Raw genomic sequence first — 21,411 nt, 5'->3', positions numbered from 1 at the left:
CTTCGACTGCTGCCGCCGGGCCCGCACGAGCACGACGGGCTCAGCGTGTCGTTCTGGCGACATGTCGACGTGTCGCCGGATCGACCGACGGCGGAGCAGGCCGGCCGGGCGCTGGCCGAGCTGCACGCGGTGCTGGCGACCCTGCCGCCGCTGTGGACCGGCTCACCGCTGGACCGGCCGCTGGCGGACCTGGCCGTCTTCGTCGACTCCGGCAGCGAACTGGGGGCGGACCCCGCACTGCTCCGCGAGGTGGACGAGCTGGCGACCGCCCTGCGTCCCCGGTTGGCCGGTCCCGAGATGACGCTGCACGGCGACACCCACCCCGGGAACCTCCTGGTCACGCGCGACGGGCTGCGCTGGACCGACCTGGAGGACACCTCCCGCGGCCCGCGGGCCTGGGACCTGGCCAGCCTGCGCACCACCGGCCGCCTCGACGGCCGGGCGGCGCTGGACGCGATGCCCGACCCGGTGGGCGACGCCGAGCTCGCACCGTTCGTCTGGCTGCGGCAGCTGTTCTCCGGCGCCTGGTGGTTCGTGCACGCGGCGCGCGAACCGGCGGACCTCCCCGAGGCGCGACGACGGCTGGCCGCCGCGGTCGAGGAGGTCGCCGCCGGCCTCCGGTGACGTCAGCCCTTCATCGCCGCGATCTGCAGGAGGTTGCCGCACGTGTCGTCGAGGACGGCCGTCGTGACGGGCCCCATGTCGGTCGGCGGCTGGGTGAACCGGACACCCAGGGCGGTCAGCCGCTCGTACTCGGCCGCGACATCGTCGACCCCGAAGGACGTGAACGGGATGCCGTCGGCGACGAGCGCCTCCTTGAACGGCCGCGCCGCCGGGTGCTCGTCCGGTTCGAGCGAGATCTGGGTGCCGTCGGGGTCCTCGGGCGAGGCCACCGTGAGCCAGGAGTGCTCCCCGAGCGGGATCTCCTGCTTCGTCACGAAGCCCAGCACCTCGGTGTAGAAGCGCAGCGCCCTGGCCTGGTCGTCGACCAGCACGCTCATCGTGGTGATCCTCATCGGTCCTCCTCCGGGTGGGGACCCGTCCACCGCCGCGTCAGCTCGCGCAGCGGTGCCGGGTCGAGATGGTGGAACGTGTAGCGGCCCTCTCGCCTGGTCGACACCAGACCGGCCGACGTCAGGACGCCGACGTGCTGCGAGACCGCCTGCCTGCTCGACCCCAGGCCGTGCTTGGTGGCGAGGCGGGCGCAGAGCTCGAACAGCGTCTGCCCGTCCCGGTCCGTGAGCTCGTCGAGGATCGCCCTGCGCGTGGGATCGGCGAGCGCCTTGAAGACGTCACCGGACACGTCACCCACGACGCAGCACGTTAGGCAAGCATCGACTTGCCTGTCAACGGGTCGTCGCGCCGGAGGCCCGCGGGGACGGCGGCCGGGTCCAGCATCACCTGGAACAGCGCCCGCGGGTCCTGCAGGGTCGCCGGGGGGCGGGCCGCCGACCGCGGCACCACCGAGGTGAACCGGGCCGGCCGGCGGTGCGGCAGCAGCTCGCGGCCGGCGAAGAGGTAGTCGCCGACCACCTCACCGAGCAGCAGCCCGGCCCCGTGCTCGACGGGCAGCCCGACCAGGTCACCCGGGGCCACCTCGTCGAGGAAGGCCGACAACTGGCGCAGGTCCTTCGCCGGGCGCCTGCCGGACAGCTCCTTGGACAGCGCCCGCAGCTCCGTCGGGGACTGACCGGTCGCGTCGACGTCGATCCCGGACTGGGTGCCGAGCCCCACGACCCCGCTGGCCAGCGCGGCGCCCAGCTCGTTGTGCGCCCGCGGCCGCACCACCCACACCGGCACGCCCTCGGGGGCGGGGGCCGCAGGCACGTCGTCCGCGCCGGGCCAGACGTAGGGCAGGTCGTCGGGGTCGGCGGGGAACCGCGCGCGGTAGAAGCCCGGGTCCTTGGCCAGCAGGTTCGACCGGTGCGACAGGTGCAGCTGCTCGTCGCCGACCCAGCTGGGCAGCAGGCCGGCGTCCGCGGCCTCGGGCTGGGTCAGCCGCGCGGCGTCCGGGGCGAACTCGGCGATCAGCGTCTCGGTGCTGTCGGCGAACCCGCGCTCCGTCCAGACCCGCACCATGGCCAGGGAGTAGACGACGAGCCCGGCGGTGTGCCCGCGCCACATGGTGACGACCGGGTGGTTGGCCCAGCCGTAGTCGGGCAGCTCCAGCGCGCGCAGCACCTGCAGGCACTCGACCCGCTGCTTGCCGAGCCTGGGGTTGTCCAGGAGCCGGGCGGACTCGGTGAAGTCGGCGACCGGCAGGAAGGTCTGCATCGCTGCGCTACCTGCCCGGCCCCGTGAACGCCCAATCCCCGGACTCACATCAGCCGCGTTCCCGGCCTCATCGCTTGCGCCACTGGTTGGCCCGCTCACCCCGGGCAGCCAGACGGGCGGTCTCCGCGACGCGACGCGCCCTCGTCTCAGGTCGCCGGGCCTGCACGATCCACTCCAGGATCGCGCGCCGCGCCGACGGTGGGAACCCCGCCCACTGTTCGCGGGCCTCCGGTATCGCGTCGAACGCCGCGGACAGGTCGGCCGGGACCACCAGGTCCTCCACCTCGTCCAGCCGGCTCCAGCTGCCGTCTGCCCGGGCCCGCTCGACCGTGGCCCGACCGGACGGCGTCAGGAGGCCCGCCTCCTCGAGCTCGGCGATCCGCTGCTTGTTCGGCCGCGACCAGGCGCTGCCCGCCTGGCGCGGCGAGAACCACAGCATCGACCGGTCCTCGTCCAGAGCGGCCGGCCGGCTGTCCACCCAGCCAACGGCGAGCGCCTCTCGCACAGCCGCGTCGTAGCCGACGGCTGGACGCCCGGTGTGGCGCTTCCACGACACGAGCCACACGCGCCCCGGCTGTCGGCGTGGTGCGCGGCCAGCCACGCTCGCCACTGCTCCGCGGTTGTGGCGTGCACCTGTGGCGGCTCGTCCGCGGACGGGGCTCCGCTCCCGGTCCCCGCGTCCGCTCGGTGTCCACGGCCGTCGTCCTGGCCCACCTCGCACCTCCCGCCGGCATCAGTCCCTCCAGGGTGACCGGTCCCGCGGGAGCTCGGCCAGTGTTCCGGAGCGGAGGGGATCGGCCGCCTCTCAGGCGGCCCGTCCGTCGTACCATCCCCATGACCCGCCCGTGTGGTGCCCGTGCCGCGGCCGGGACGGAGCACGGCGCCGAGCCGGAGGAGGTCCGGGATGACGGCCACGGAGGAACAGACGCCAGTGGCCCTGGTGACCGGTGCGGCACGCGGACTGGGCCGTGAGGTCTGCCGCCAGCTCGCCGACCGGGGGCTGCGGGTCCTGCTCGCAGCCCGCGACCGGGCGGCCGCCGACGAGGCCGCGACCGACCTGGGCGGAGGCGTCCGCCCGCTCCCCGTCGCCCTGGACGTCACCGATCCCGGCAGCGTGGCGGCCGCCGCGGCGACCATCAGCCGCGACCCGGGCCGGCTCGACGTCCTGGTCAACAACGCCGCCGCCTTCGTCGACTGGTCGGAGACCGCGTCCGGCGCCGACCTGGACCGCGCCCGCGAGGTGCTCGAGACGAACCTCCTGGGCACCTGGCGGGTCACCCAGGCCCTGCTGCCGCTGCTGTCGGCCTCCCCCGCGCCCCGGGTGGTCAACGTGAGCAGCGGCGCGGGTTCGCACGGCGACGACGCCTTCGGCTTGCGGGCGCGCGACGGCCGCGCCGCGTCCTACGGCGTCAGCAAGGCGGCCCTCAACGCGCTGACCGCCACGCTCGCCACCGAGCTCGCCGGCACGCCGGTACTGGTCAACGCCGTCTGCCCGGGGCTGACGGCCACCTATCCCGGCGCAGAGGCGATGGGGGCACGGCCGGTGGAGGAGAGTGCCCGCGGGGTGGTGTGGGCGGCCACGCTGCCCGACGACGGCCCGCGCGGCGGGTTCTTCCGGGACGGCCGCCCGCTGCCCTGGTGACTCAGGGCTCCAGCTGCTCCAGCGCGGTCTCCCAGCGGGTGCGGCGCTCGGCCTCGTCCTGGTCCCACCACGGCGCGCCCCGCTCCCCCAGGCCGGTCTTGGCCAGCTGCACCCGGGCACGGGCCGCGGCGACCGCGTCGTCGTCCCCCCGGCTGGTGCGCACCGCCGACCGGGCCACCCCCAGGTGGTGCAGCAGCCGGGCCCGGACGTCGTCGGGCAGCGCTGGGTCGGCGGTGCGCCAGCGCCGGCCGTCGACGACGATCCAGCGGCCGTCGTCGGTGCGCTCGACGTCGCGGGTCATGCCAGCCGGCGGGCCAGCTCGGGCAGGACGGCGCCCAGGGGGGCGTCGACCCGGACGGTGGCCTTCGCGTCGCCGCGGGTGGGCCCGGAGTTGACAACGGCAATCGGGATGCCGCGCTTGGCCGCGGCGATGACGAACCGGTAGCCGCTCATCACGGTCAACGACGAGCCGAGCACCAGCAGCGACCGCGCCTGCTCGACCAGCGCGAAGCAGCGGTCGACCCGGTCGCGCGGCACGGTCTCGCCGAAGAAGACGACGTCGGGCTTGAGCGGGCCACCGCCGCAGGCCAGGCAGTCGACCATCACGAACCCGTCGAGCGCCTCGTCGGGCAGCTCGACGTCGCCGTCGGGGTTCACCTCGTCGGTCGCCTCGGGCCGGAAGCCGGGGTTGACCGCGCGCAGCCGCTCGTCCAGCGACGCCCGGCCGGCGACGTCGCCGCAGGCCAGGCAGACGGTGCGGTCCAGCCCGCCGTGCAGTTCGAGGACGTCCCGGGCGCCGCCGGCCTGGTGCAGCCCGTCGACGTTCTGGGTGATCACCTCACCGACCGCACCGAGAGCCTGCAGTCCGGCGACGGCGACGTGCCCGCCGTTGGGCCGCGCGCCGGCGATCTGCCGCCAGCCGACGAAGCTGCGCGCCCAGTAGCGGTGCCGGCCCCGCGGGTCGCCGGTGAAGGTCTGCCAGGTCATCGGCGTGTGCCGGCGCAGCGAGCCGGTGACGCCGCGGTAGTCGGGGATGCCGGAGTCGGTGGACAGCCCGGCGCCGGAGAGCACCAGCGCGCCGCCCCCGGCGAGCAGGCCGGTGAGCTCGTCGAGGCCGTCGACGGCGGGGGGTGCTGCGGTCACCGCACCATCGTCCCCGGTGGCGGCCCGGCGCGCCCGTGCCGCTCACCCCGTGGTGGTCAGCCGGTGTCGTTCAGCCGGTGGTGGCCAGCACGCCGCCGTCGACCAGCAGCGCGGTGATGCTGCCGGCGTCGACCCCCGGGGAGAACAGCCAGCCCTGTGCGGTGCGGCAGCCCAGCCGCAGCAGCGCGTCACGCTGCCGCTCGGTCTCCACGCCCTCGGCGATCACCGCCAGGCCGGCGGCCTCGGACAGCGCGAGCACCGCCCGGACGATCCCGGTGCTCAGCCGCGCGTCGTCGTCACCCGCGCCGAGCCCGGCGACGAAGGACCGGTCGATCTTGAGGGTGTCGACCGGCAGGTCCCGCAGGTGCGCCAGGTTGGAGTAGGAGACGCCGAAGTCGTCCAGGACCAGCCCCACGCCGGCGGCGCGCAGCCGGTGCAGCTCGGTGAGCTGGCCGGCGGTCTTCTCCAGGCTCTCGGTGACCTCCAGCCGCAGTGCGCCGGCCGGCAGGCCGTACCGCTGCACGGTGGCCAGCACCCGGTCGACGAACGACGGGTCCTCCAGCTGCACCGCCGAGAGGTTCACCGACGCGCGCATCTGGTCGGCGTCCGGCACGTCCCGCCAGCGGGCCAGCTCGCGGCAGGTCTCCTCGACGACCCAGTCGCCGATCGGGCCGATCGCCCCGGTCTCCTCGGCCAGCGGCACGAAGACCTCCGGCGAGATGTCGCCGAACCCGGGGTGCCGCCAGCGCAGCAGCGCCTCGACGCCCTCCAGCCGCCCGTTGGCCAGCGCGACCATCGGCTGGAAGACCACCCTGAGCTCGTCGCGGGCCAGCGCCCCCTGCACCTCCTGGCGGAGCGAGAGCCGCTGGACCGACCGCTGGGCCGCGGCGGCGTCGAACACCTGCACCCGCCCGCGGCCGGCCCGCTTGGCCTCGTACATCGCCGCGTCGGCGTCGCGCAGCAGGTCGCTGACCGCCGCCGCGCCGGACCGGTCGCCCAGCGCACCGCCGACGCTGGCACCGATCCGGACCAGCTCGTCGTCGAGGGAGAACGGCCGGCGCAGCGCGCTCAGCATGCGCTCGCCGACCGTGGCCAGCACGGTCCGGTCGGCGGCGTCGTCCAGCACGACGACGAACTCGTCCCCGCCCAGGCGGGCCAGCAGGTCCCCGGGGCGCAGGCACTCGCGCAGCCGGTCGGCGACCTGGCACAGCAGGTCGTCGCCGGCCTCGTGCCCGAGCCGGTCGTTGACGGCCTTGAACTCGTCGAGGTCGCAGAAGAGCACGCCCACCGGCCCGGTCCGCGGACCGGCCAACCGATCGGCCAGCTCCTGGCGCACCAGTGCCCGGTTGGCCAGCCCGGTGAGCGGGTCGTGGGTGGCCTGCGCCCGCAGCTCGTCCTCCAGCCGGCGGCGCTCGCCGACGAACCGGGAGGAGAGCACGGTGCTGGTGGCGTCACCGGGGGCGACGGCCAGCCGGGTCTCCACCCAGGCCCAGGCGTCATCACCCCGGCGCAGCCGGTGCTCGACGCCGCTCACCTCCGGGCAGGCGGCCAGCGCCTCCCGGACGGCGGCGCGGTCGTCGGGGTGCACCCGGTCCAGCCAGTCGGTGCCGACCAGCTCCGAGGGCCCGGCGCCCAGCCCGCGGGCGTAGGACGGCGAGGCCCAGCGCACCGTGCCGGCCCGCTCGACGACGGCGACGAGGTCGCTGATCGCGTCGGTGAGCACGCGCAACCGGGACTCGCTCTCGGCCAGCGCCGAGTAGAGCCGGGCGTTGACCAGCGCGGCGCCGACGTACCCGGCCAGCAGGCAGGCGGCGTCCACCGGGGCGGAGGTGAACGCCCCGGGCCGCGGGTCGACCGCGTACAGCAGGGCCACCGGCTCGCCGTCGACCAGCACCGGGATGCACAGCAGGGCCCGGCCCTCACCACGCAGGTGCTCGGGCAGGACGTCGGGGCCGGTGGCCATGTCGTGGATGACGTGCGGTTCGCCCCGGCACGCCGCGGGCCACGCCTGCAGCTGGCTCACCGGGCGCGGCCACAGGGCGGGGTCGTCGACCACCCAGTCGGCCTGGGCGGTCATCGTGGCGATGCCGTCCTCGACGGTGACCGCGCTGGTCCAGCGCGCACCGCTGATCGTGGCGAGGATCCGCGCAGCCTCCTCCAGCAGCGGCTGGCGGGTGAGGTGACGCGCCAGCCGGGAGCCGGTGGCGGCCAGCCGCTCCACGGTCCGCCGCCGGGCGGCGTCCTCCAGGGAGGAACGGAGGCGCTGGGCGACCGCGCGCAGCATGAGCAGGTCGGCGGAGCCGAGGTCCGCACGCCCGGAGTAGAGGAGCAGCAGGGCGGGGCCGGCCGGGTCACCGGTCGCCACGGGCACGTGCACCGCCTGCTCCACCGCCACTCCGGCGACCACCGGCGGGACGTCCCCGTCCGGGGCCGACCAGGTGCCCGGGCTGCGGCTGGTGAACAGGTCCGCGGCGCCGGGCAGCTCGGGCAGCACGACGGCGTGCTGGTCCCCGAAGCCGCAGGCGGCGACGACGTCCATCCCGTCGGGACCGGTCCGCCCCCAGAGCACCAGATCGGCGGAGAAGGTCTCCGACAGCGCCTCGACCGCCCGCGCGGCGAGCTCCTCGGGGCTCCCACCTCGGCCGATCACGTCGAGCATCCGGACCAGCCCGGCGGAGTGCCGGTAGGCGTCCTGCGCGGCGGACTGCGCCTGGGCGAGCATCGCCCACAGCTCCCCGGTGCCCGGTTCGACGAGGGCGGGGCTCCCGCCGGCGCGCCACCGCAGCCGGGGCGCGGCGGTGGGCTCGGCGGTGGGCTCGGCGAGGGGGTCGGCGAGGGGGTCGGCCATCACAGCGCCAGCGCGGTCAGCGTGGCGTTGTGCACCCCGCCGGCGCCGCGCGAACGGGCGAACTCGCCGTAGGTGTAGAAGCCGAACGCGGTGGCGTCACCGGCCGCGGTCTGCAGCCGGGCGACCTCCTCGACGATGCCGTCACCGAGGATCGTCTGCCGCGCGGCGCAGTCGAAGGTCAGCAGCACCCGCTCCGCACCCGTGGCCAGCGCCCCGGCGGCGACGTCGTCGACGACGGCGAGCAGCACGTCCCGCTCGGCGCTCATCACCTGCACGGCAGCGAAGGTGGGCACCGGCTCGAACGAGGTGAGGTCACCGGACTCGGCGGTGTAGACCGCGCGCACCAGGTGCGACCCGTCGGGTTCCAGGACGCCGAGCGCGTAGGAGCTCTCCACGACGGCCTCGCTGAGTCCGCGGGGCAGCGCCCCGTCGCGATCGACGGCGGCGGCGTAGACGGCGGCGGCGGGTTCTCCGCCGATCTCGTGGATGACGGCCTGCTCGGCGCGGGTGACCAGTTGCGGTGGCCCCATCGGGGTCCAGCCGTGCGCGGTGGCCACCCGCAGCGGGCGGGGTGAGGCGATCCAGACGCCGACGGCGCCGTCGGTGCGGGCGGTGTCGTCGACGAGGACGCTGGTGCTGGTCAGCCGCCAGTCGTCGCCGGCTGCGCCACCGACGATCGGCACGCTGGCCCCGGCCGCCCGGTGGGCGCCGGCGACGACCGACTGCTGGCCGCCGACCAGGCCGTCGGTGAGCAGCAGCAGCGCGGCGTAGGGCAGGTCGTGGTCACCGCTGGCGGCGCGGGCGGTGCGCACCACCTCGGCGCCGACCTCGGTGGGGCGGCTGCTCATGCCCTCGGCCCAGCCGACGCCGAACCGGTAGTCCCCGCCGGCCAGGGCGAGCACGACGACGCCCGTCCCGGGGCCGGCCACCTGGGCGCCGGCGAAGTGGCCGCAGCTGGTCGAGCCGACGAGAGGTGCGTCGCCGGTGACCGCGCGGATGGCGGCGAGCAGCTCGGTGAGGTCGTAGCGGACCGAGGCGTAGACCAGCACGAGCGCGGGGTCGCCCGCGGGCAGGCCGGCGACCGCCGCGGCGGCGGCGCTGCGGCCGGCCACGGTGGCGTCCGGGTCCGAGCTGAGCCCGGTGCCGTGCTGGAGAGTGCTCACGAGGCTGTTGTCGACAGCTCCCGGCCGCTCCCTGACGGCACCTCATCCCCCGGGGGGAGACGGCCCGGCAGGTGGGGCGGGTGCAGGGAGAGGCGGCTCAGCCGGTGGTGACGGCCTGCTCCAGCCGGTCGAGCAGCGCGGCGTGGATCCGGCCGAGCCCCTTCGGTGCGAAGGTGCGCTCGAAGAAGCCCCCGATGCCGCCCGCCCCGGTCCAGGCGCTGCTCACCCGCACGGTGCTGACGCCCTCGTCGGCACGGTGGACGCGCCAGGTGGTGATCATGCTGGAGTTGGCGTCGGTCTCCACCAGCGAGCCGTCGGGCGCCTCGCTGACGGTGACGTCCTGCACGCGGACCCGCTTGGAGGTCGCCTGCAGGCGCCAGTGCACCCGGGTGCCGGCGCCCTGCCCGCCGGCGTCCACCCGGTACTCGCTGTACTGCTCGGGGAGGATCCGCGGGCGGGTGACGGTGTAGTCGACGAGCGCGGCGCGCACCTGCTCGGCGGGTGCGTGGACGATCCGTTCGGTGGTGGCGACGACCTGACCCATGCCGGCCATCCTGCCCGCCGGTCACCACCCGCGCCGATGGGGCACCCAGTTCGCGCACGGCTGGCTGGACCGGGCGCTCACCCCGACGCACCCGGGACGGGTGTCCGGCCACTCCGGCTCGCCGTCGGGGCCGGGCTGAGCCAGGTGGTCACCGACCGTCCACCCGTTGAGGAAGACCTCGCAGTCGCAGTAGGCGCCCCGGCCGCCGAGCCGCCGCTCCAGCGCGGTGGCCCGCGGCAGCCGCACGTCGCGCCAGCGGCGCACCCAGCGCAGCGTGCCGTCGCACCCGCCCTCCTCGAGCATCCGGGCGGTGTAGCAGAGCAGGCACTCCCCCGCCCGTGGCCGGGTCAGCTCGTCGGCCAGCGCGGCCACGTGCGCCTCGGCCGCGCGGAGGGGGTCGTCCAGGGGGTCAGGTCGTCGTCTCACGCCCGGAGTCCAGCAGCGCGCGGGGACCGCCCGCCCGGCGTCGTCCACAGCGGAGGTCGCCGTCCACAGGCCGGGCTCTCAGCCCAGGCCCTCCTCGTTGTTGAGGTACTGGCAGCGGAACCGGGCCCCGGCCATCGCCTCGGTGAACCGCGCCTCCCACAGCGGGTCCCTCGCCGGGAAGGTCTCGAAGACCCGCTCCTCGAGCACCTCGGGGCGGCCGTCCGGGCCGGTGCACGCCCGGCGGAGCAACACCCGGGTGACGCCGTCGACCTCGTCGTGGGCGGTGGTCCAGCGGGCCGCGGCGATCGCCTGCGCGCGCAGGGCCCGGTCGCGCTCGGTGAGCGCCGGTGGCCCGACCGGGCCGCGCCGGGCCATCGAGCCCCACGCGACGATCACCGCGAGCAGGGCCAGCACCACGACGACCGCGATCACCGGACCCATCCCTGCACGGTAACCAGCCCCCGGGTCCGGTGCTCCCCGCTCAGTCGCCGGTGAGCTCGGGGACGACGACCTCCGCGACCCGCTTCTCCACCCGGCGCTGGGTCTCGGCGTCGAAGACCAGCCCGAACTTCTCCCGCGGGCGGTGCACCAGGGGGCCGGTGTTGTCGCCCTTCCACGTCTCGAAGCCCTTGATCAGCGCCGATGCCGCCCCGGCCCGCCCGGCCACCATCACCGGGTCGTAGGGCAGGCCGACGTCGGCGCAGGCGGCGCGGAGCACCCGCTCGGGGTGCTGGGCCAGCTGCGCATAGGACACCACCGTGTGCCCGGGTCGACCGCGGTGCTCGGCGGTGATCGCCACGCACTCGGCCCACAGGTCGACCGCCTGGTCGGGGGTGTAGCTGCTCCCCCACCCGGCGGACACCGAGCACAGGCTGGCCGCGACGTCGGCGCCGTCCCGCAGGATGTGCAGGAAGCGCGCTCCCGGCACCAGCCGCTGGACGCGGTCGAGGGCGTAGAGGTTGGCCGGGGTCTTCTCCACCCAGGTGCGCCGGCCGTTCGCGCGGGTCACCTCCGCCGCCGTCGCCAGGAACGCCTGGGCCACCAGCCGCCCGGTCGCCGGTTCCGGCCACGTCAGCCCCGGCCGGCCGAGGAAGCCGGCGACCTCCGGCAGGTCCGCTGCCAGGTCGGGCGGGATCGGGCCGTCGAGGTCGCCGGGCAGCCGGTAGAAGAAGTGCGTCTCCGGGAAGGCCTGCACGTCCGGGTGGGCGGCGAGGAAGGACTGCAGCAGCGTCGTCCCCGAACGCGGGCAGCCGACGACGAACAGCCGCGGGAGCGGATCGGGATCCACGGCCGAGGAACCTACGCCGCCTCGTCCCGCCGGTCCGGGCAGGCCGCGGTGCGCGTGAGCGAGGTCAACGGCGAGAAATTCGGAACGAGGCCTCAAGGAATCTCCGTGGCCTGCCGTTCTCTCGCCTGCAACCAATCTGTGCAGCACGGAAATGCTGCGCGAGCCGGCCACGGGGGTCGGGTGCTCACCGAGGACGGAGACGCAGGACATGACGATGCACACAGGACCGCGGCCCAGCCGGGGAGGACGCCACCGGGGCGCCAGCAAGCGCCCCGGCAAGCTCAGCGTCTCGCTCGACCGGTTCACCAACCGGGGGGAGACGGCGCCGGCCGATCCGGTGCTGAGCGTGCTGCCCTCCGCCGCTCCCGACTTCCGGGACACCGCGAGGAGCACGGTCGCCACGTTCGCCGCGGGGGGCACGTGCTCCAGCTGGCTGGTCAACCGGATCGCCGACGAGGTCTACACCCCACTGGCGGCCAGCGTCGATCCGGGCGTTCTCGCCGTCGACCAGCCGATCCCCTTCGGCGACAGCATCTGCCACGACGTGGTGCGCCACCGGACCGACGCGGTCTCCCTCGACCTGAGCACCACCCGCGACCCGGTACTGGCCGCCAAGGCCGACGGGTTCGGGATCAAGCACTACGCGGGGATCGCGCTGCGAAACCCGCGGGGCGAGCTGATCGGCAGCCTGTGCGGCTTCACCGAGCGCGACCTCCGGACGGACATGACCGGCTGGCTGCGGGCGCTGGACACGCAGGGCGTGTCGTTGAGCCGCAGCCTCAGCGCCGACCTGCAGCGGGCCGCCGGCGACCGCCGGGCGGACCTGGACGCCGCCCGGCGCAGCACCGATGCCACCACCGGACTGCCCGACCGGCACGGCTGGGGGCTGCTGCTCGCCCGCGAGGAGGAGCGGGCCGCCCGGCTGGCCGAGCAGGTGGGGGTGGTGCTGGTCGACCTCGGCACCGTCTTCACCACCCGGTCGGCCCGCCGGGCCGCCCACGCCGTCGTCGAGACCGCCGGCGGCCGCGCCCAGGTCGCCCGCACCGGTCCGCGCCAGCTCGGCATGCTGGTCGGCGGCGGGAGCGCCACGACCGTGTCCGGCATCGCCGCGGACGTCGGCGAGGTGCTGCGCGCCGGCGGCACCAACGCCGTCACCGGCTGGGCGATGCGCACCCGCCTCGACGGCATGATCGATGCCTGGTGGCGGGCCGAGGACGCCCTCCTGACCAACCGCTCCCGGGCACTGCAGATCCCGCACGCACGATGACCACCGCCCTCGGCCAGCCGACCCCGTGGTCGGCGCCCACCGCCGGCAGCGACGACGTCGGCCTGGTCCGCCCGCTGCTCAGCATCGTCGCGGCCGGCGTGATGATCGGGTTGTTCGTGGTCGCCGACCGGGTGCAGGAGCTGGAGGCGTCGCTGTCCGCCGGGCTCGCCCGGCTCGGCGGGATCTCCGACGCGGCCCGGGTCGGCACGTCGGTGCTGTTCTCCGTCGACGGGGTGCAGACCGGTTACGGCATCACCCTCGGCTGCACCGTCGCCTTCCTGATCATCCCCTTCACCGGGGTCACGGTCGTGCTGCTGGCGGTCCAGCGGGTGAGTGCCTGGCGGGCGCTGGCCAGCCTGGCCGCCGCGATCGGCACGGTCTTCGCGGTCAACCAGGTCCGGCTGCTGGCCATCGCCGAGGCGATGGCGACCTTCGGCCCGGCGGACGGCTACGCCCGCACCCACCTGCTCGCGGGCACCCTGATCAGCACCATCGGCGTGGTCGCCGCCGGCACCCTGTACCTCGCCATCCTGCTGCGCGGCAGCGCCTCCAAGGGGCGCCACCGTGCATGACCCGGAGGCGATGCTGGCCCTGCTGAACACCGGGGCGTTCCTGCTGTGCGTCGGCTTCCTGGTCTACGTGCTGTGCATCCTGCGGCCGTTCCTGCGCCGCCGGGACAGCGTGCCGGGCACCCGCGCCGGTCACGACTTCCACCTCGTCGTCCCCTGCCTCAACGAGGAGGACGTGATCGCGGCGACGGTGCGCCACCTGACCACCGACTTCCCCGACGCGACCGTGTGGATCGTGGACGACGGCTCCACCGACGCGACCCCGCTGCTGCTGGCCGCCCTGGCCGACCGGCACCAGAACCTGCGGGTGCTCACCCGCCGGGCACCCGAGGCACGGCAGGGCAAGGGCGCGGCGTTGAACGCCGCCTGGCGGGCGATCTCCGCCGAGCTCCCGGTCGACGCCGACCGCGACAAGGTCATCGTCGGGGTGGTCGACGCCGACGCCCGGCTGGAGCGGGTCTGCCCGGACGTCATCTGCGGGCCGGCCTACTTCGGCGCCAGGTCCGTGGTCGCGGTCCAGGTGCAGGTGCGGATCACCCAGGACGTCGACGCCCTGGTCAGCACCGACCCCGGCCGGCTCGGTGACCTCGGCCGCGAGCGGCACCGCGACCCGCTGCTGGTGCAGCTGCAGGACATGGAGTTCACCGGCACCATCGCTGCGATGCAGACGCTCCGGCAGCGCACCGGCAGCGTCGCGATGGGCGGCAACGGCCAGTTCACCCGGATGTCCGGGCTGGACCGGATCGCCCGTGAGCACGGCACCCCCTGGCACGGGGCGCTGCTGGAGGACTTCGAGCTCGGTCTGCACGTCCTGCTGACCGGGGGGCGCACCGAGTACTGCGACGACACCTTCGTCGCCCAGCTCGGCCTCACCCGGCTCAAGCCCCTGATCCGGCAGCGCAGTCGCTGGGCGCAGGGCGGCATCCAGTGCCTCCGCTACCTGTGGCAGGTGCTCTGCTCCCCGCGGGTACCGCTGGGCGGGGCGCTGGAGGTCGCCTACTACCTCTACGTCCCCTGGTCCCAGATGCTGGGCAGCGTCGTCTTCCCGACCGCGATCGCGGTGGACGCCTACTACGCCTTCAGCACCGGCGACGGACCGGCCGACTGGTGGGCCGCCGGCGCCTGGGGACTGGTTCCGCTGGCCCTGCTGTTCGGCGTGCTCCCCCAGTTCATCTGGGGGCCGATCTACCGGGCGCGCACCGGCGGCGTGATCAGCCGCCGCCGTGCGGTCTGGCTGGGCCTGGCCAACATCGGCTACGGCTACCTGCTGCAGGCCGCGGTCTGGTGGGCCTTCACCCGCACCCTGCGCCGCCGCACCGACTGGAAGAAGACCGCCCGGACCGACCAGGCCGGCGCCGCCCCCGCTCCCCTCCCGCTGGACCCCGCCCCTGCCGGATCCCCCGTCCTGATCGGAAGCCCGCGATGATCCGCTCCTCGCTCCGCCGCCCCGGCCTCGTGGTGGCCGCGGCCGCCACCGCCCTGGTGCTGCTGCCGGCCGGCACCGCGCTGGCCGACACCTCCACCGCCACCGCGAACGCCGCCTGGGTGACCGCCCTCGGCGCGACCGTGTCGACGGGCACGGAGTCGGTGCGCAACGACGGCAGCCAGGCCACGGTGACCAGCACGAACGGCACAGGGGCCACCGCCCTCGCCGGGCAGTCGCTGATCACCGCCGGCACCTTCGTGCAGACCGCGAGGGCGTTCGCCGACGGCAGCTCCGCCGCCTGCGCCGGGCTCGTCGGCAGCGGCGGCTCCCTCACGGTGAACGACGACGGCAGCTGCACGGTCCGGGCCGGCACCGGTGGGGTCCGGCTGAACCTGACCGGCGGGCTGAACGCCGCCACCGTCCGGGCCGATGCGATCACCGCCAGCTGCACGGCCAAGGCCGGCGGCGCGGTCAGCGGCAAGGCCTCACTGGCCAACGCCCGGGTGGTCGTGGCCGGTCTGCTACCGCTCCCGCTGGCCTCGCAAGCCGCCCCGAACACCGGCGTGGACGTGGAGGTGCTGGGTGCGACCGTCGCCAAGCTCGTGCTCAACGAGCAGGCCGTCGCCGCAGACGCGAGCAGCGGCACCGACCGGATCACCGTCAGCGCGCTGGACGTCGTCGTCCTCTCCCCAGCCGTGACCGCCGCGATCGGCACGGTCACCTGCGGCGGCAACGTCAAGGTGTACCCCACCCCCGCGGTGCCGCTGCACGCGGCGACCTCGGGTGGCGCACTCGCCGTGCTGGCCGCCTGGGCACTGCTGGCCCGCCGCGTCGTCCGCCGCCGCGGCCTGTCGCTCACCCCGGCCGGTGCCCGGTGACCCGCCGCATCGCCGTGGTGCTGGGCACCCGGCCGGAGATCATCAAGCTGGCGCCGGTGGTGCACGCGCTGGGCGAGGCCGCGGAGATGGTGTTCACCGCACAGCACTACGACCCGGAGCTGTCCGACGTCTTCTTCCGCAACGCGTCGCTGCCGCCGCCGACGATGCCGCTGTCGGGGGCCGGCGGCCGGGACCGGGCCGACCAGGTGGGCCTCATGCTCACCGGGCTGGTCACCCACTTCCGGAGTACCCGGCCGGCCGCGGTGGTCGTCCAGGGAGACACCAACAGCGCCAACGCCGGGGCACAGGCCGCCCACTACCTGGGCATACCCGTGGTCCACGTGGAGGCCGGCCTGCGGTCGCACGACCGGGCGATGCCCGAGGAGATCAACCGGCTGGTGATCGGCGCGGTCGCGGACGTGCACTGCTGCGCCACCGCGGGCAACGCCGACGCGCTGCTCGCCGGTGGCACACCCGCCGGCGCCGTGCACGTCACCGGCAACCCGATCGTCGAGGCCACCCGGCGGGCGCTACCGGAACCGCGGCTGCAGGCGGCCGTGCTGGAGGACTTCCGGGTCACCGCCGGCGAGTACGTGCTGGCCACCGTGCACCGGCCGGAGAACACCGACTCCGCCGAGCAGCTCGCCGCCCTGCTGGAGTCCCTCGGCGAGCTGAATCGGCCGGTGCTCCTGCCGCTGCACCCGCGCACCCGTGCCCGGCTGGAGGCCTTCGGCATCGAACCGCCGGTCAACGTCCGGCTGTGCCAGCCGGTCGACCACCCGACCTTCCTGGCCCTGGCGCTCGGTGCGACGCTGGTCGTCTCCGACTCCGGCGGCGTGCAGGAGGAGGTCACCGTGCTGGGCAAGCCACTGGTCGTGGTGCGCAACAGCACCGAGCGACCGGAGAGCATCGACGCGGGCTTCGCCGTGCTCACCCAGCCGGCCGGGGTCGCCGCCGCGGCGGCGCACCTGCTGCGCCCTGGCTGGCCCGCTCGGCTGCGCTCCCTCCCCTGCCCCTTCGGCGACGGCCACGCCGGCGAACGGATCGCCGCGCTCGCCCTGGCCGTAGCCGGCGCCGGGACGCAGCCGGTGACCGCCTCGTCCGAGCACCGCTGAAGGCCGGACGGCCACCCTCCGGGGACCTTGGGCCCCGCCCCGGGGCACCCCCGCGCTCCTAGCGTCGGAGCTGGTGGGACGGTCCCGCCGCCGAGGAGGCCCACGATGACCAGCAGCACGATCGACCGCCCCGCCGCCGGCACCGGCACCGGCGACCAGGCCTGGCGTGGGTTCTCCCCCGGTCCCTGGCAGGACCGGATCGACGTGCGCGACTTCATCCAGCGCAACGTCACCCCCTACGAGGGCGACGCCGGCTTCCTCGCCGGCCCCACCGAGCGGACCACCCGGGTGTGGCAGGCGGTGTCCGCGCTCTTCCCGGAGGAGCGGGCCAAGGGCGTGTACGACGTCGACCCGCACACGCCGTCGACCATCACCTCGCACGCGCCGGGCTACATCAGCGAGGACGACGAGGTGGTCGTCGGGCTGCAGACCGACGCCCCGCTGAAGCGGGCGATCATGCCCAACGGCGGCTGGCGGATGGTCGAGAACGCGCTGCGCACCTACGGCTACGAACCCGACCCGGTGGTGCGGGAGATCTTCACGACCTACCGCAAGACGCACAACGACGGCGTCTTCGACGTCTACCCCCAGGCGGTGCTGGCCGCCCGCCGCTCGCACATCGTGACCGGGCTGCCCGACGCCTACGGCCGCGGCCGGATCATCGGCGACTACCGGCGGGTGGCGCTCTACGGCGTCGACGCGCTGATCGCGGCCAAGCAGCTGGAGAAGGACGAGCTGGACCTGCTCCGCTCCACCGAGGAGGTCATCCGGGACCGCGAGGAGCTGGCCGAGCAGATCCGCGCCCTGGGCGAGCTGGCGGAGATGGCCGCGGGCTACGGCTGCGACGTCAGCCGCCCCGCGGCCACCGCACAGGAGGCGGTGCAGTGGCTGTACCTGGGCTACCTGGCGGCGGTGAAGGAGCAGAACGGCGCGGCGATGTCGCTGGGCCGCACCTCGACGTTCCTCGACGTCTACCTGCAGCGGGACCTCACCGAGGGGCGGATCGACGAGAGCGCGGCGCAGGAGCTGGTCGACCAGTTCGTGATCAAGCTGCGCATCGTCCGGTTCCTGCGCACCCCGGAGTACGACGCGCTGTTCTCCGGCGACCCGACGTGGGTGACCGAGTCGATCGGAGGGATGGCCGAGGACGGGCGCACCCTGGTGACCCGCACCTCCTTCCGCTTCCTGCAGACCCTGTACGACCTCGGTCCCGCGCCGGAGCCGAACCTGACCGTGCTGTGGAGCGACCGGCTGCCGGAGGGGTTCAAGCGGTTCTGCGCGCAGGTGTCGATCGACACCTCCTCGATCCAGTACGAGTCCGACGAGCTGATCCGCCCGGCCTGGGGGGACGACGCCGGCATCGCCTGCTGCGTCTCGGCGATGGCGATCGGCAAGCAGATGCAGTTCTTCGGCGCGCGGGTCAACCTGGCCAAGGCGCTGCTGTACGCGATCAACGGCGGCCGGGACGAGGTCACCGGCGAGCAGGTGGCGCCGGCCAGCGCGCCGTTGACCGGCGAGGTGCTCGGCTACGACGACGTCCGGGCCGCCTACGACCGGCTGCTGGACTGGCTCGCCGAGACCTACGTCGACGCGCTCAACTGCATCCACCTCATGCACGACAAGTACGCCTACGAGCGCATCGAGATGGCGCTGCACGACTGCACCGTGCTGCGCACGCTGGCCTGCGGGATCGCCGGGCTGAGCGTGGCGGCGGACTCGCTGTCGGCGATCAGGTACGCCACGGTGCGGCCGGTGCGCGACGACACCGGGCTGGTGGTCGACTACCACGTGGAGGGCGAGTTCCCGGCCTTCGGCAACGACGACGACCGGGTCGACGACATCGCGGTCGACCTGGTGCGCACCTTCATGGCCAAGCTGCGGCGCCAGCCGACCTACCGGAACGCGGTGCACACCCAGTCGGTGCTGACCATCACCAGCAACGTCGTCTACGGCACGCACACCGGCAACACCCCCGACGGACGGCGGGCCGGCCAGCCCTTCGCCCCGGGCGCGAACCCGATGAACGGCCGGGACCGGCACGGCATGCTGGCCAGCGCGCTGAGCGTGGCGAAGCTGCCCTACGACGAGGCGCAGGACGGCATCTCGCTGACCTCCACGGTGGTGCCCGCGGGGCTGGGTCGGACGAAGGAGGAGCAGGTCGGCAACCTGGTCGGGCTGCTGGACGCCTACACCGTCTCCGGCGGCTACCACCTCAACGTCAACGTGCTGAACCGCGAGACGCTCGAGGACGCGATGGAGCACCCGGAGGACTACCCGCAGCTGACCATCCGGGTGTCCGGGTACGCGGTGAACTTCGTCCGGCTCACCCGAGAGCAGCAGCTGGACGTGCTGTCCCGGACCTTCCACGGCGGGCTGTGAGCACCGACCTCCCGCTCCCCGTGGTGGGCGCCGACCTCCACCACGAGGAGCTGGCCGCGGTGCGCGCCGGCCGCCTGGGCCGGGTGCACTCCTGGGAGCTGGTCACCGGCGTCGACGGGCCGGGCACCCGGCTCACCGTGTTCCTCTCCGGCTGCCTGCTGCGCTGCCAGTACTGCCAGAACCCCGACACCTGGCACGAGCACGACGGGATGCCGACGACGCTGGACGAGCTGGTCGCGAAGCTGCGCCGCTACGCGCCGGCGCTGCGGGCCGCGCACGGCGGGGTCACGCTCTCCGGTGGAGAGCCGCTGGTGCAGCCCGCGTTCACCGCGAACGTCTTCCGGGCCGCGAGGGAGCTGGGCCTGCACACCGCGCTGGACACCTCCGGCTTCCTCGGCGCGCACGCCACCGACGCGCTGCTGGACGACACCGACCTGGTGCTGCTGGACGTGAAGTCCGGGCTGCCGGACACCTACCGGCTGGTCACCGGGCAGGAGGTCGCGCCGACCCTGGCGTTCGGCCGTCGGCTGGCCGACCGCGGGACGGCGATGTGGATCCGCTTCGTGCTGGTGCCCGGGCTGACCGACGCACCGGAGAACATCGACGCGGTCGCCGACGCCGTCGCCGCCTGGTCGACGGTGCAGCGGGTGGAGGTGCTCCCCTTCCACCAGCTGGGGCGGGACAAGTGGACCCGGCTCGGCATCCCCTACCCGCTGGCGGACACCCGGCCGCCGACGCCGGAGCAGACCGCCGCCGCGCGGGACCGGTTCCGCGCCCGCGGCCTCACCGTCTACTGAGTGGAGCCGCGGCGGAACCGCGCGGGCCGGCGCACGGTGTCCGCGCCCGCCCATCGGGTGGGGCCCCAGGTGACCCGGTCCGGGGAAGGCAGCGGCAAGGGGTCGCCGTGGGACGTGATGTCCAGCCGGCTCAGCCGGCCGTCCTCGACGAACAGCAGCACCCCGCCCACCGGGGTGCCGTCGGCGTCGACGACGGTGCCCTCCACCGGTGCCGGGCCGCCGGCCGGAACGGTCGGGACGTCGTCGGGGACGTGCAGGTCGAGGGTGCCGCAGCCGCACCGGCAGCCCGGGGTGGAGCTGGCGCGCACCACCTGGGCACGCAGCTCGGCGACGCCGAGGAAGTCGTGGGCGAGGAGCGCGTCGAGCAGCCGGCGCGCGTCGTCGGTCAGCGGCGTGGGGGTCCGGTCGGCGCGCGGCCGGGCATCACCAGCGGTCATGCCCCCAGTCTCGCCCGCGCTCCGACGAGCGACGGACGGCCCCCTCGGAGGTGCCCCCGGCAGGATTCGAACCTGCGGCACACGGTTTAGGAAACCGATGCTCTATCCCCTGAGCTACGGGGGCGGCGCCGTCCATCCTGGCATGCGGCCCGGCGGCGGCTGACGGGGCGCGAGGGCCGGACGGGCGAGGGGCCCGACGGCGATGCCGTCGGGCCCCTCGGTGGTGCCGGTCGATCAGCTCTGCAGGGAGTCCATGAACTCCGGGTTCTCCTCGAGCCAGGCGTCGACGGCCTCGTCGTAGCGGCCCTCGCCGTACTCGTTGACGACCATGTTCTCCAGCGAGCCGTACTGCTCGTCGGTGAGGGAGAAGGCCTCCATCATCGAGGCGACGTCGGCGCACCGGTCGGAGAAGCCCTCGGTGGCCAGGGTGTGCAGGCCCTCGGCGTCACCCAGCGCACCCTGCGGGTCCTCGAGGTCCTTCACCGGGAACTCGCTGTTGGCCCAGAACGGCCGCCACAGGGTGACGACGACGTCCTCGCCGGCGTCGGTGGCCGCCTGGAGCTCGGCCAGCATCGCCGTCGTCGAGGACTCGACCAGGGTGTAGTCGCCGTCCAGCCCGTAGGCCGGCATGACGCTCTCCTTCGTCGTCCGGGTCAGCCCGGCGCCCGGCTCGATGCCGACGATCCGGCCGTCGAACATCTCGGCGTTGCCGGCCAGGTCCTCGATGGAGGAGACGTCGGTGTACTCGGGGACGGCGAAGGTCAGCTTCGCGCCCTCGTACCAGGCACCGAGGTCCTCGAGCTGGTCGCCGTACTCGGCCATGTAGTCGGCGTGGGTGACCTCGGACCAGGCGGAGGGGTAGACGTCGACGTCGCCCCCGGCCAGGCCGGCGTAGAGCGGGGCGGCGTCGGCGATCTCGGTCATCTCGACCTCGATGCCCTGCTCGTCGAGGATCCCGTCCCACAGCCAGGCGATGCTCAGCCCGTCGGTCCAGGACGGGATGAAGCCCAGGTTGACGGTCTCGCAGGCCGCGCCGCTGGTGGCGCCGCCGTCCGCGGTGGCGTCGGTGTCGCTGTCACCGCCGCAGGCGGTGGCGGTCAGGGCGACCGCGGCCAGGCCGGCGGCGATCCGGGTGCTGCGGGTGGTCAGGTGCTTGTTCATCTGTTCCTCTCGTACGGGTGCCGGTCGGGTTCCCCGGCACCACTGGTGCTCCGG

23 protein-coding genes and 1 tRNA gene are annotated in these 21,411 nt (G+C 74.7%); 9 read left to right on the top strand and 15 right to left on the bottom strand.

The annotated features are described in order from the left end of the window. Positions 1-69 precede the first annotated feature (69 nt). Positions 70-624, top strand: a complete 555-nt coding sequence (locus JD78_RS21495) for a phosphotransferase (RefSeq protein WP_166521395.1) — start codon at positions 70-72, stop codon at positions 622-624. A gap of 2 nt (positions 625-626) precedes the next feature. Here the strand turns inward: JD78_RS21495 and JD78_RS21490 are convergent, their stop codons facing one another. The 4 genes from JD78_RS21490 to JD78_RS21475 all read right to left on the bottom strand — a co-directional run bounded on the left by JD78_RS21490 (position 627) and on the right by JD78_RS21475 (position 2,779). Next, positions 627-1,016, bottom strand: coding sequence for a VOC family protein (locus tag JD78_RS21490; RefSeq protein ID WP_153358078.1), 390 nt, complete (start codon positions 1,014-1,016; stop codon positions 627-629). Then, entirely contained in the window at positions 1,013-1,312 is a 300-nt protein-coding gene (locus JD78_RS21485; protein ID WP_153358076.1) for an ArsR/SmtB family transcription factor, read from the bottom strand. The genes JD78_RS21490 and JD78_RS21485 overlap by 4 nt, the downstream gene beginning before the upstream one ends. Positions 1,313-1,323: 11 nt before the next feature. Further along, a complete protein-coding gene (locus JD78_RS21480; RefSeq protein WP_153358074.1) occupies positions 1,324-2,274 on the bottom strand; it encodes an MSMEG_6728 family protein in 951 nt (316 codons plus the stop codon). Positions 2,275-2,341: 67 nt separating this feature from the next. Then, on the bottom strand, positions 2,342-2,779 hold the full coding sequence (locus JD78_RS21475) for a YdeI/OmpD-associated family protein (RefSeq protein WP_208104183.1): 438 nt from the start codon (positions 2,777-2,779) through the stop codon (positions 2,342-2,344). 399 nt (positions 2,780-3,178) lie between these two features. Between JD78_RS21475 and JD78_RS21470 the strand changes: the two genes are divergently transcribed. After that, a complete protein-coding gene (locus JD78_RS21470; RefSeq protein ID WP_153358072.1) occupies positions 3,179-3,916 on the top strand; it encodes an SDR family NAD(P)-dependent oxidoreductase in 738 nt (245 codons plus the stop codon). 1 nt (position 3,917) lies between these two features. Here the strand turns inward: JD78_RS21470 and JD78_RS21465 are convergent, their stop codons facing one another. From JD78_RS21465 to JD78_RS21430, 8 genes are all read right to left on the bottom strand, one after another. Further along, positions 3,918-4,217, bottom strand: coding sequence for a biopolymer transporter Tol (locus JD78_RS21465; protein WP_153358070.1), 300 nt, complete (start codon positions 4,215-4,217; stop codon positions 3,918-3,920). Beyond that, on the bottom strand, positions 4,214-5,059 hold the full coding sequence (locus JD78_RS21460) for an NAD-dependent protein deacetylase (RefSeq protein WP_153358068.1): 846 nt from the start codon (positions 5,057-5,059) through the stop codon (positions 4,214-4,216). Before JD78_RS21460 ends, JD78_RS21465 begins: the two co-directional genes overlap by 4 nt. 70 nt (positions 5,060-5,129) lie before the next feature. After that, positions 5,130-7,907 carry a putative bifunctional diguanylate cyclase/phosphodiesterase gene (locus JD78_RS21455; protein WP_153358066.1) on the bottom strand — a complete coding sequence of 926 codons (2,778 nt, stop codon included), beginning with the start codon at positions 7,905-7,907 and terminating at the stop codon, positions 5,130-5,132. Further along, positions 7,907-9,070 (bottom strand): FIST signal transduction protein, encoded by a 1,164-nt coding sequence (locus JD78_RS21450; protein WP_153358065.1) that lies wholly within the window; start codon positions 9,068-9,070, stop codon positions 7,907-7,909. The genes JD78_RS21455 and JD78_RS21450 overlap by 1 nt, the downstream gene beginning before the upstream one ends. Positions 9,071-9,167: 97 nt before the next feature. Then, positions 9,168-9,614 (bottom strand): SRPBCC family protein, encoded by a 447-nt coding sequence (locus JD78_RS21445; protein WP_153358063.1) that lies wholly within the window; start codon positions 9,612-9,614, stop codon positions 9,168-9,170. A gap of 21 nt (positions 9,615-9,635) precedes the next feature. Then, positions 9,636-10,040 (bottom strand): DUF2695 domain-containing protein, encoded by a 405-nt coding sequence (locus tag JD78_RS21440; RefSeq protein ID WP_228394982.1) that lies wholly within the window; start codon positions 10,038-10,040, stop codon positions 9,636-9,638. A gap of 78 nt (positions 10,041-10,118) precedes the next feature. Continuing rightward, positions 10,119-10,481 (bottom strand): hypothetical protein, encoded by a 363-nt coding sequence (locus JD78_RS21435; protein WP_153358061.1) that lies wholly within the window; start codon positions 10,479-10,481, stop codon positions 10,119-10,121. Between the two features lie 40 nt (positions 10,482-10,521). After that, positions 10,522-11,328 (bottom strand): sulfotransferase family protein, encoded by an 807-nt coding sequence (locus tag JD78_RS21430; protein WP_166521394.1) that lies wholly within the window; start codon positions 11,326-11,328, stop codon positions 10,522-10,524. A gap of 214 nt (positions 11,329-11,542) precedes the next feature. On the opposite strand from JD78_RS21430, the gene JD78_RS21425 reads away from it, so the two are divergent. The 7 genes from JD78_RS21425 (at position 11,543) to pflA (ending at position 19,759) form a co-directional block, all read left to right on the top strand. Continuing rightward, complete coding sequence (locus JD78_RS21425) at positions 11,543-12,595, top strand: hypothetical protein (RefSeq protein ID WP_153358057.1); 1,053 nt, start codon at positions 11,543-11,545, stop codon at positions 12,593-12,595. Next, the gene (locus JD78_RS21420) at positions 12,592-13,167 is read left to right on the top strand and encodes an exosortase/archaeosortase family protein (RefSeq protein ID WP_153358055.1); all 576 of its coding nucleotides are present in this window, start codon (positions 12,592-12,594) and stop codon (positions 13,165-13,167) included. Before JD78_RS21425 ends, JD78_RS21420 begins: the two co-directional genes overlap by 4 nt. Continuing rightward, complete coding sequence (locus JD78_RS21415; protein WP_153358053.1) at positions 13,160-14,590, top strand: glycosyltransferase family 2 protein; 1,431 nt, start codon at positions 13,160-13,162, stop codon at positions 14,588-14,590. Before JD78_RS21420 ends, JD78_RS21415 begins: the two co-directional genes overlap by 8 nt. Beyond that, positions 14,587-15,468, top strand: a complete 882-nt coding sequence (locus tag JD78_RS21410; protein ID WP_153358051.1) for a hypothetical protein — start codon at positions 14,587-14,589, stop codon at positions 15,466-15,468. Before JD78_RS21415 ends, JD78_RS21410 begins: the two co-directional genes overlap by 4 nt. Continuing rightward, complete coding sequence (gene wecB, locus JD78_RS21405) at positions 15,465-16,583, top strand: non-hydrolyzing UDP-N-acetylglucosamine 2-epimerase (RefSeq protein ID WP_208104182.1); 1,119 nt, start codon at positions 15,465-15,467, stop codon at positions 16,581-16,583. The genes JD78_RS21410 and wecB overlap by 4 nt, the downstream gene beginning before the upstream one ends. A 105-nt stretch (positions 16,584-16,688) precedes the next feature. Then, the gene (gene pflB / locus JD78_RS21400; protein ID WP_153358048.1) at positions 16,689-18,962 is read left to right on the top strand and encodes a formate C-acetyltransferase; all 2,274 of its coding nucleotides are present in this window, start codon (positions 16,689-16,691) and stop codon (positions 18,960-18,962) included. Further along, positions 18,959-19,759 (top strand): pyruvate formate-lyase-activating protein, encoded by an 801-nt coding sequence (gene pflA / locus JD78_RS21395; protein ID WP_153358046.1) that lies wholly within the window; start codon positions 18,959-18,961, stop codon positions 19,757-19,759. The genes pflB and pflA overlap by 4 nt, the downstream gene beginning before the upstream one ends. Here pflA and JD78_RS21390 read toward each other — a convergent pair. The 3 genes from JD78_RS21390 to JD78_RS21380 all read right to left on the bottom strand — a co-directional run bounded on the left by JD78_RS21390 (position 19,753) and on the right by JD78_RS21380 (position 21,357). Continuing rightward, entirely contained in the window at positions 19,753-20,196 is a 444-nt protein-coding gene (locus tag JD78_RS21390; RefSeq protein ID WP_153358043.1) for a hypothetical protein, read from the bottom strand. The genes pflA and JD78_RS21390 overlap by 7 nt on opposite strands. Positions 20,197-20,247: 51 nt before the next feature. After that, positions 20,248-20,320 (bottom strand) — tRNA-Arg (locus JD78_RS21385). A 110-nt stretch (positions 20,321-20,430) separates the two neighbouring features. Continuing rightward, the gene (locus JD78_RS21380; protein WP_153358041.1) at positions 20,431-21,357 is read right to left on the bottom strand and encodes a glycine betaine ABC transporter substrate-binding protein; all 927 of its coding nucleotides are present in this window, start codon (positions 21,355-21,357) and stop codon (positions 20,431-20,433) included. Positions 21,358-21,411: the final 54 nt, after the last annotated feature.

Origin of the sequence: Modestobacter roseus (assembly GCF_007994135.1) — a bacterium.
Classification (GTDB): domain Bacteria; phylum Actinomycetota; class Actinomycetes; order Mycobacteriales; family Geodermatophilaceae; genus Modestobacter; species Modestobacter roseus.
The sequence above is the reverse complement of the archived record's forward strand: the minus strand, read 5'-3'. Positions and strand labels throughout refer to the sequence as shown.

What these genes read in the sequence shown, in the direction of transcription:
- JD78_RS21410 (WP_153358051.1), top strand. Translation starts at nt 14,587, where the DNA reads ATGATCCGCTCCTCGCTCCGCCGCCCCGGCCTCGTGGTGGCCGCGGCC.
- JD78_RS21455 (WP_153358066.1), bottom strand. Translation starts at nt 7,907, where the DNA reads ATGGCCGACCCCCTCGCCGACCCCCTCGCCGAGCCCACCGCCGAGCCC.
- JD78_RS21420 (WP_153358055.1), top strand. Translation starts at nt 12,592, where the DNA reads ATGACCACCGCCCTCGGCCAGCCGACCCCGTGGTCGGCGCCCACCGCC.
- JD78_RS21380 (WP_153358041.1), bottom strand. Translation starts at nt 21,357, where the DNA reads ATGAACAAGCACCTGACCACCCGCAGCACCCGGATCGCCGCCGGCCTG.
- JD78_RS21445 (WP_153358063.1), bottom strand. Translation starts at nt 9,614, where the DNA reads ATGGGTCAGGTCGTCGCCACCACCGAACGGATCGTCCACGCACCCGCC.
- JD78_RS21470 (WP_153358072.1), top strand. Translation starts at nt 3,179, where the DNA reads ATGACGGCCACGGAGGAACAGACGCCAGTGGCCCTGGTGACCGGTGCG.
- JD78_RS21390 (WP_153358043.1), bottom strand. Translation starts at nt 20,196, where the DNA reads ATGACCGCTGGTGATGCCCGGCCGCGCGCCGACCGGACCCCCACGCCG.
- JD78_RS21425 (WP_153358057.1), top strand. Translation starts at nt 11,543, where the DNA reads ATGCACACAGGACCGCGGCCCAGCCGGGGAGGACGCCACCGGGGCGCC.
- pflB (WP_153358048.1), top strand. Translation starts at nt 16,689, where the DNA reads ATGACCAGCAGCACGATCGACCGCCCCGCCGCCGGCACCGGCACCGGC.
- JD78_RS21490 (WP_153358078.1), bottom strand. Translation starts at nt 1,016, where the DNA reads ATGAGGATCACCACGATGAGCGTGCTGGTCGACGACCAGGCCAGGGCG.
- JD78_RS21465 (WP_153358070.1), bottom strand. Translation starts at nt 4,217, where the DNA reads ATGACCCGCGACGTCGAGCGCACCGACGACGGCCGCTGGATCGTCGTC.
- JD78_RS21435 (WP_153358061.1), bottom strand. Translation starts at nt 10,481, where the DNA reads ATGGGTCCGGTGATCGCGGTCGTCGTGGTGCTGGCCCTGCTCGCGGTG.
- JD78_RS21480 (WP_153358074.1), bottom strand. Translation starts at nt 2,274, where the DNA reads ATGCAGACCTTCCTGCCGGTCGCCGACTTCACCGAGTCCGCCCGGCTC.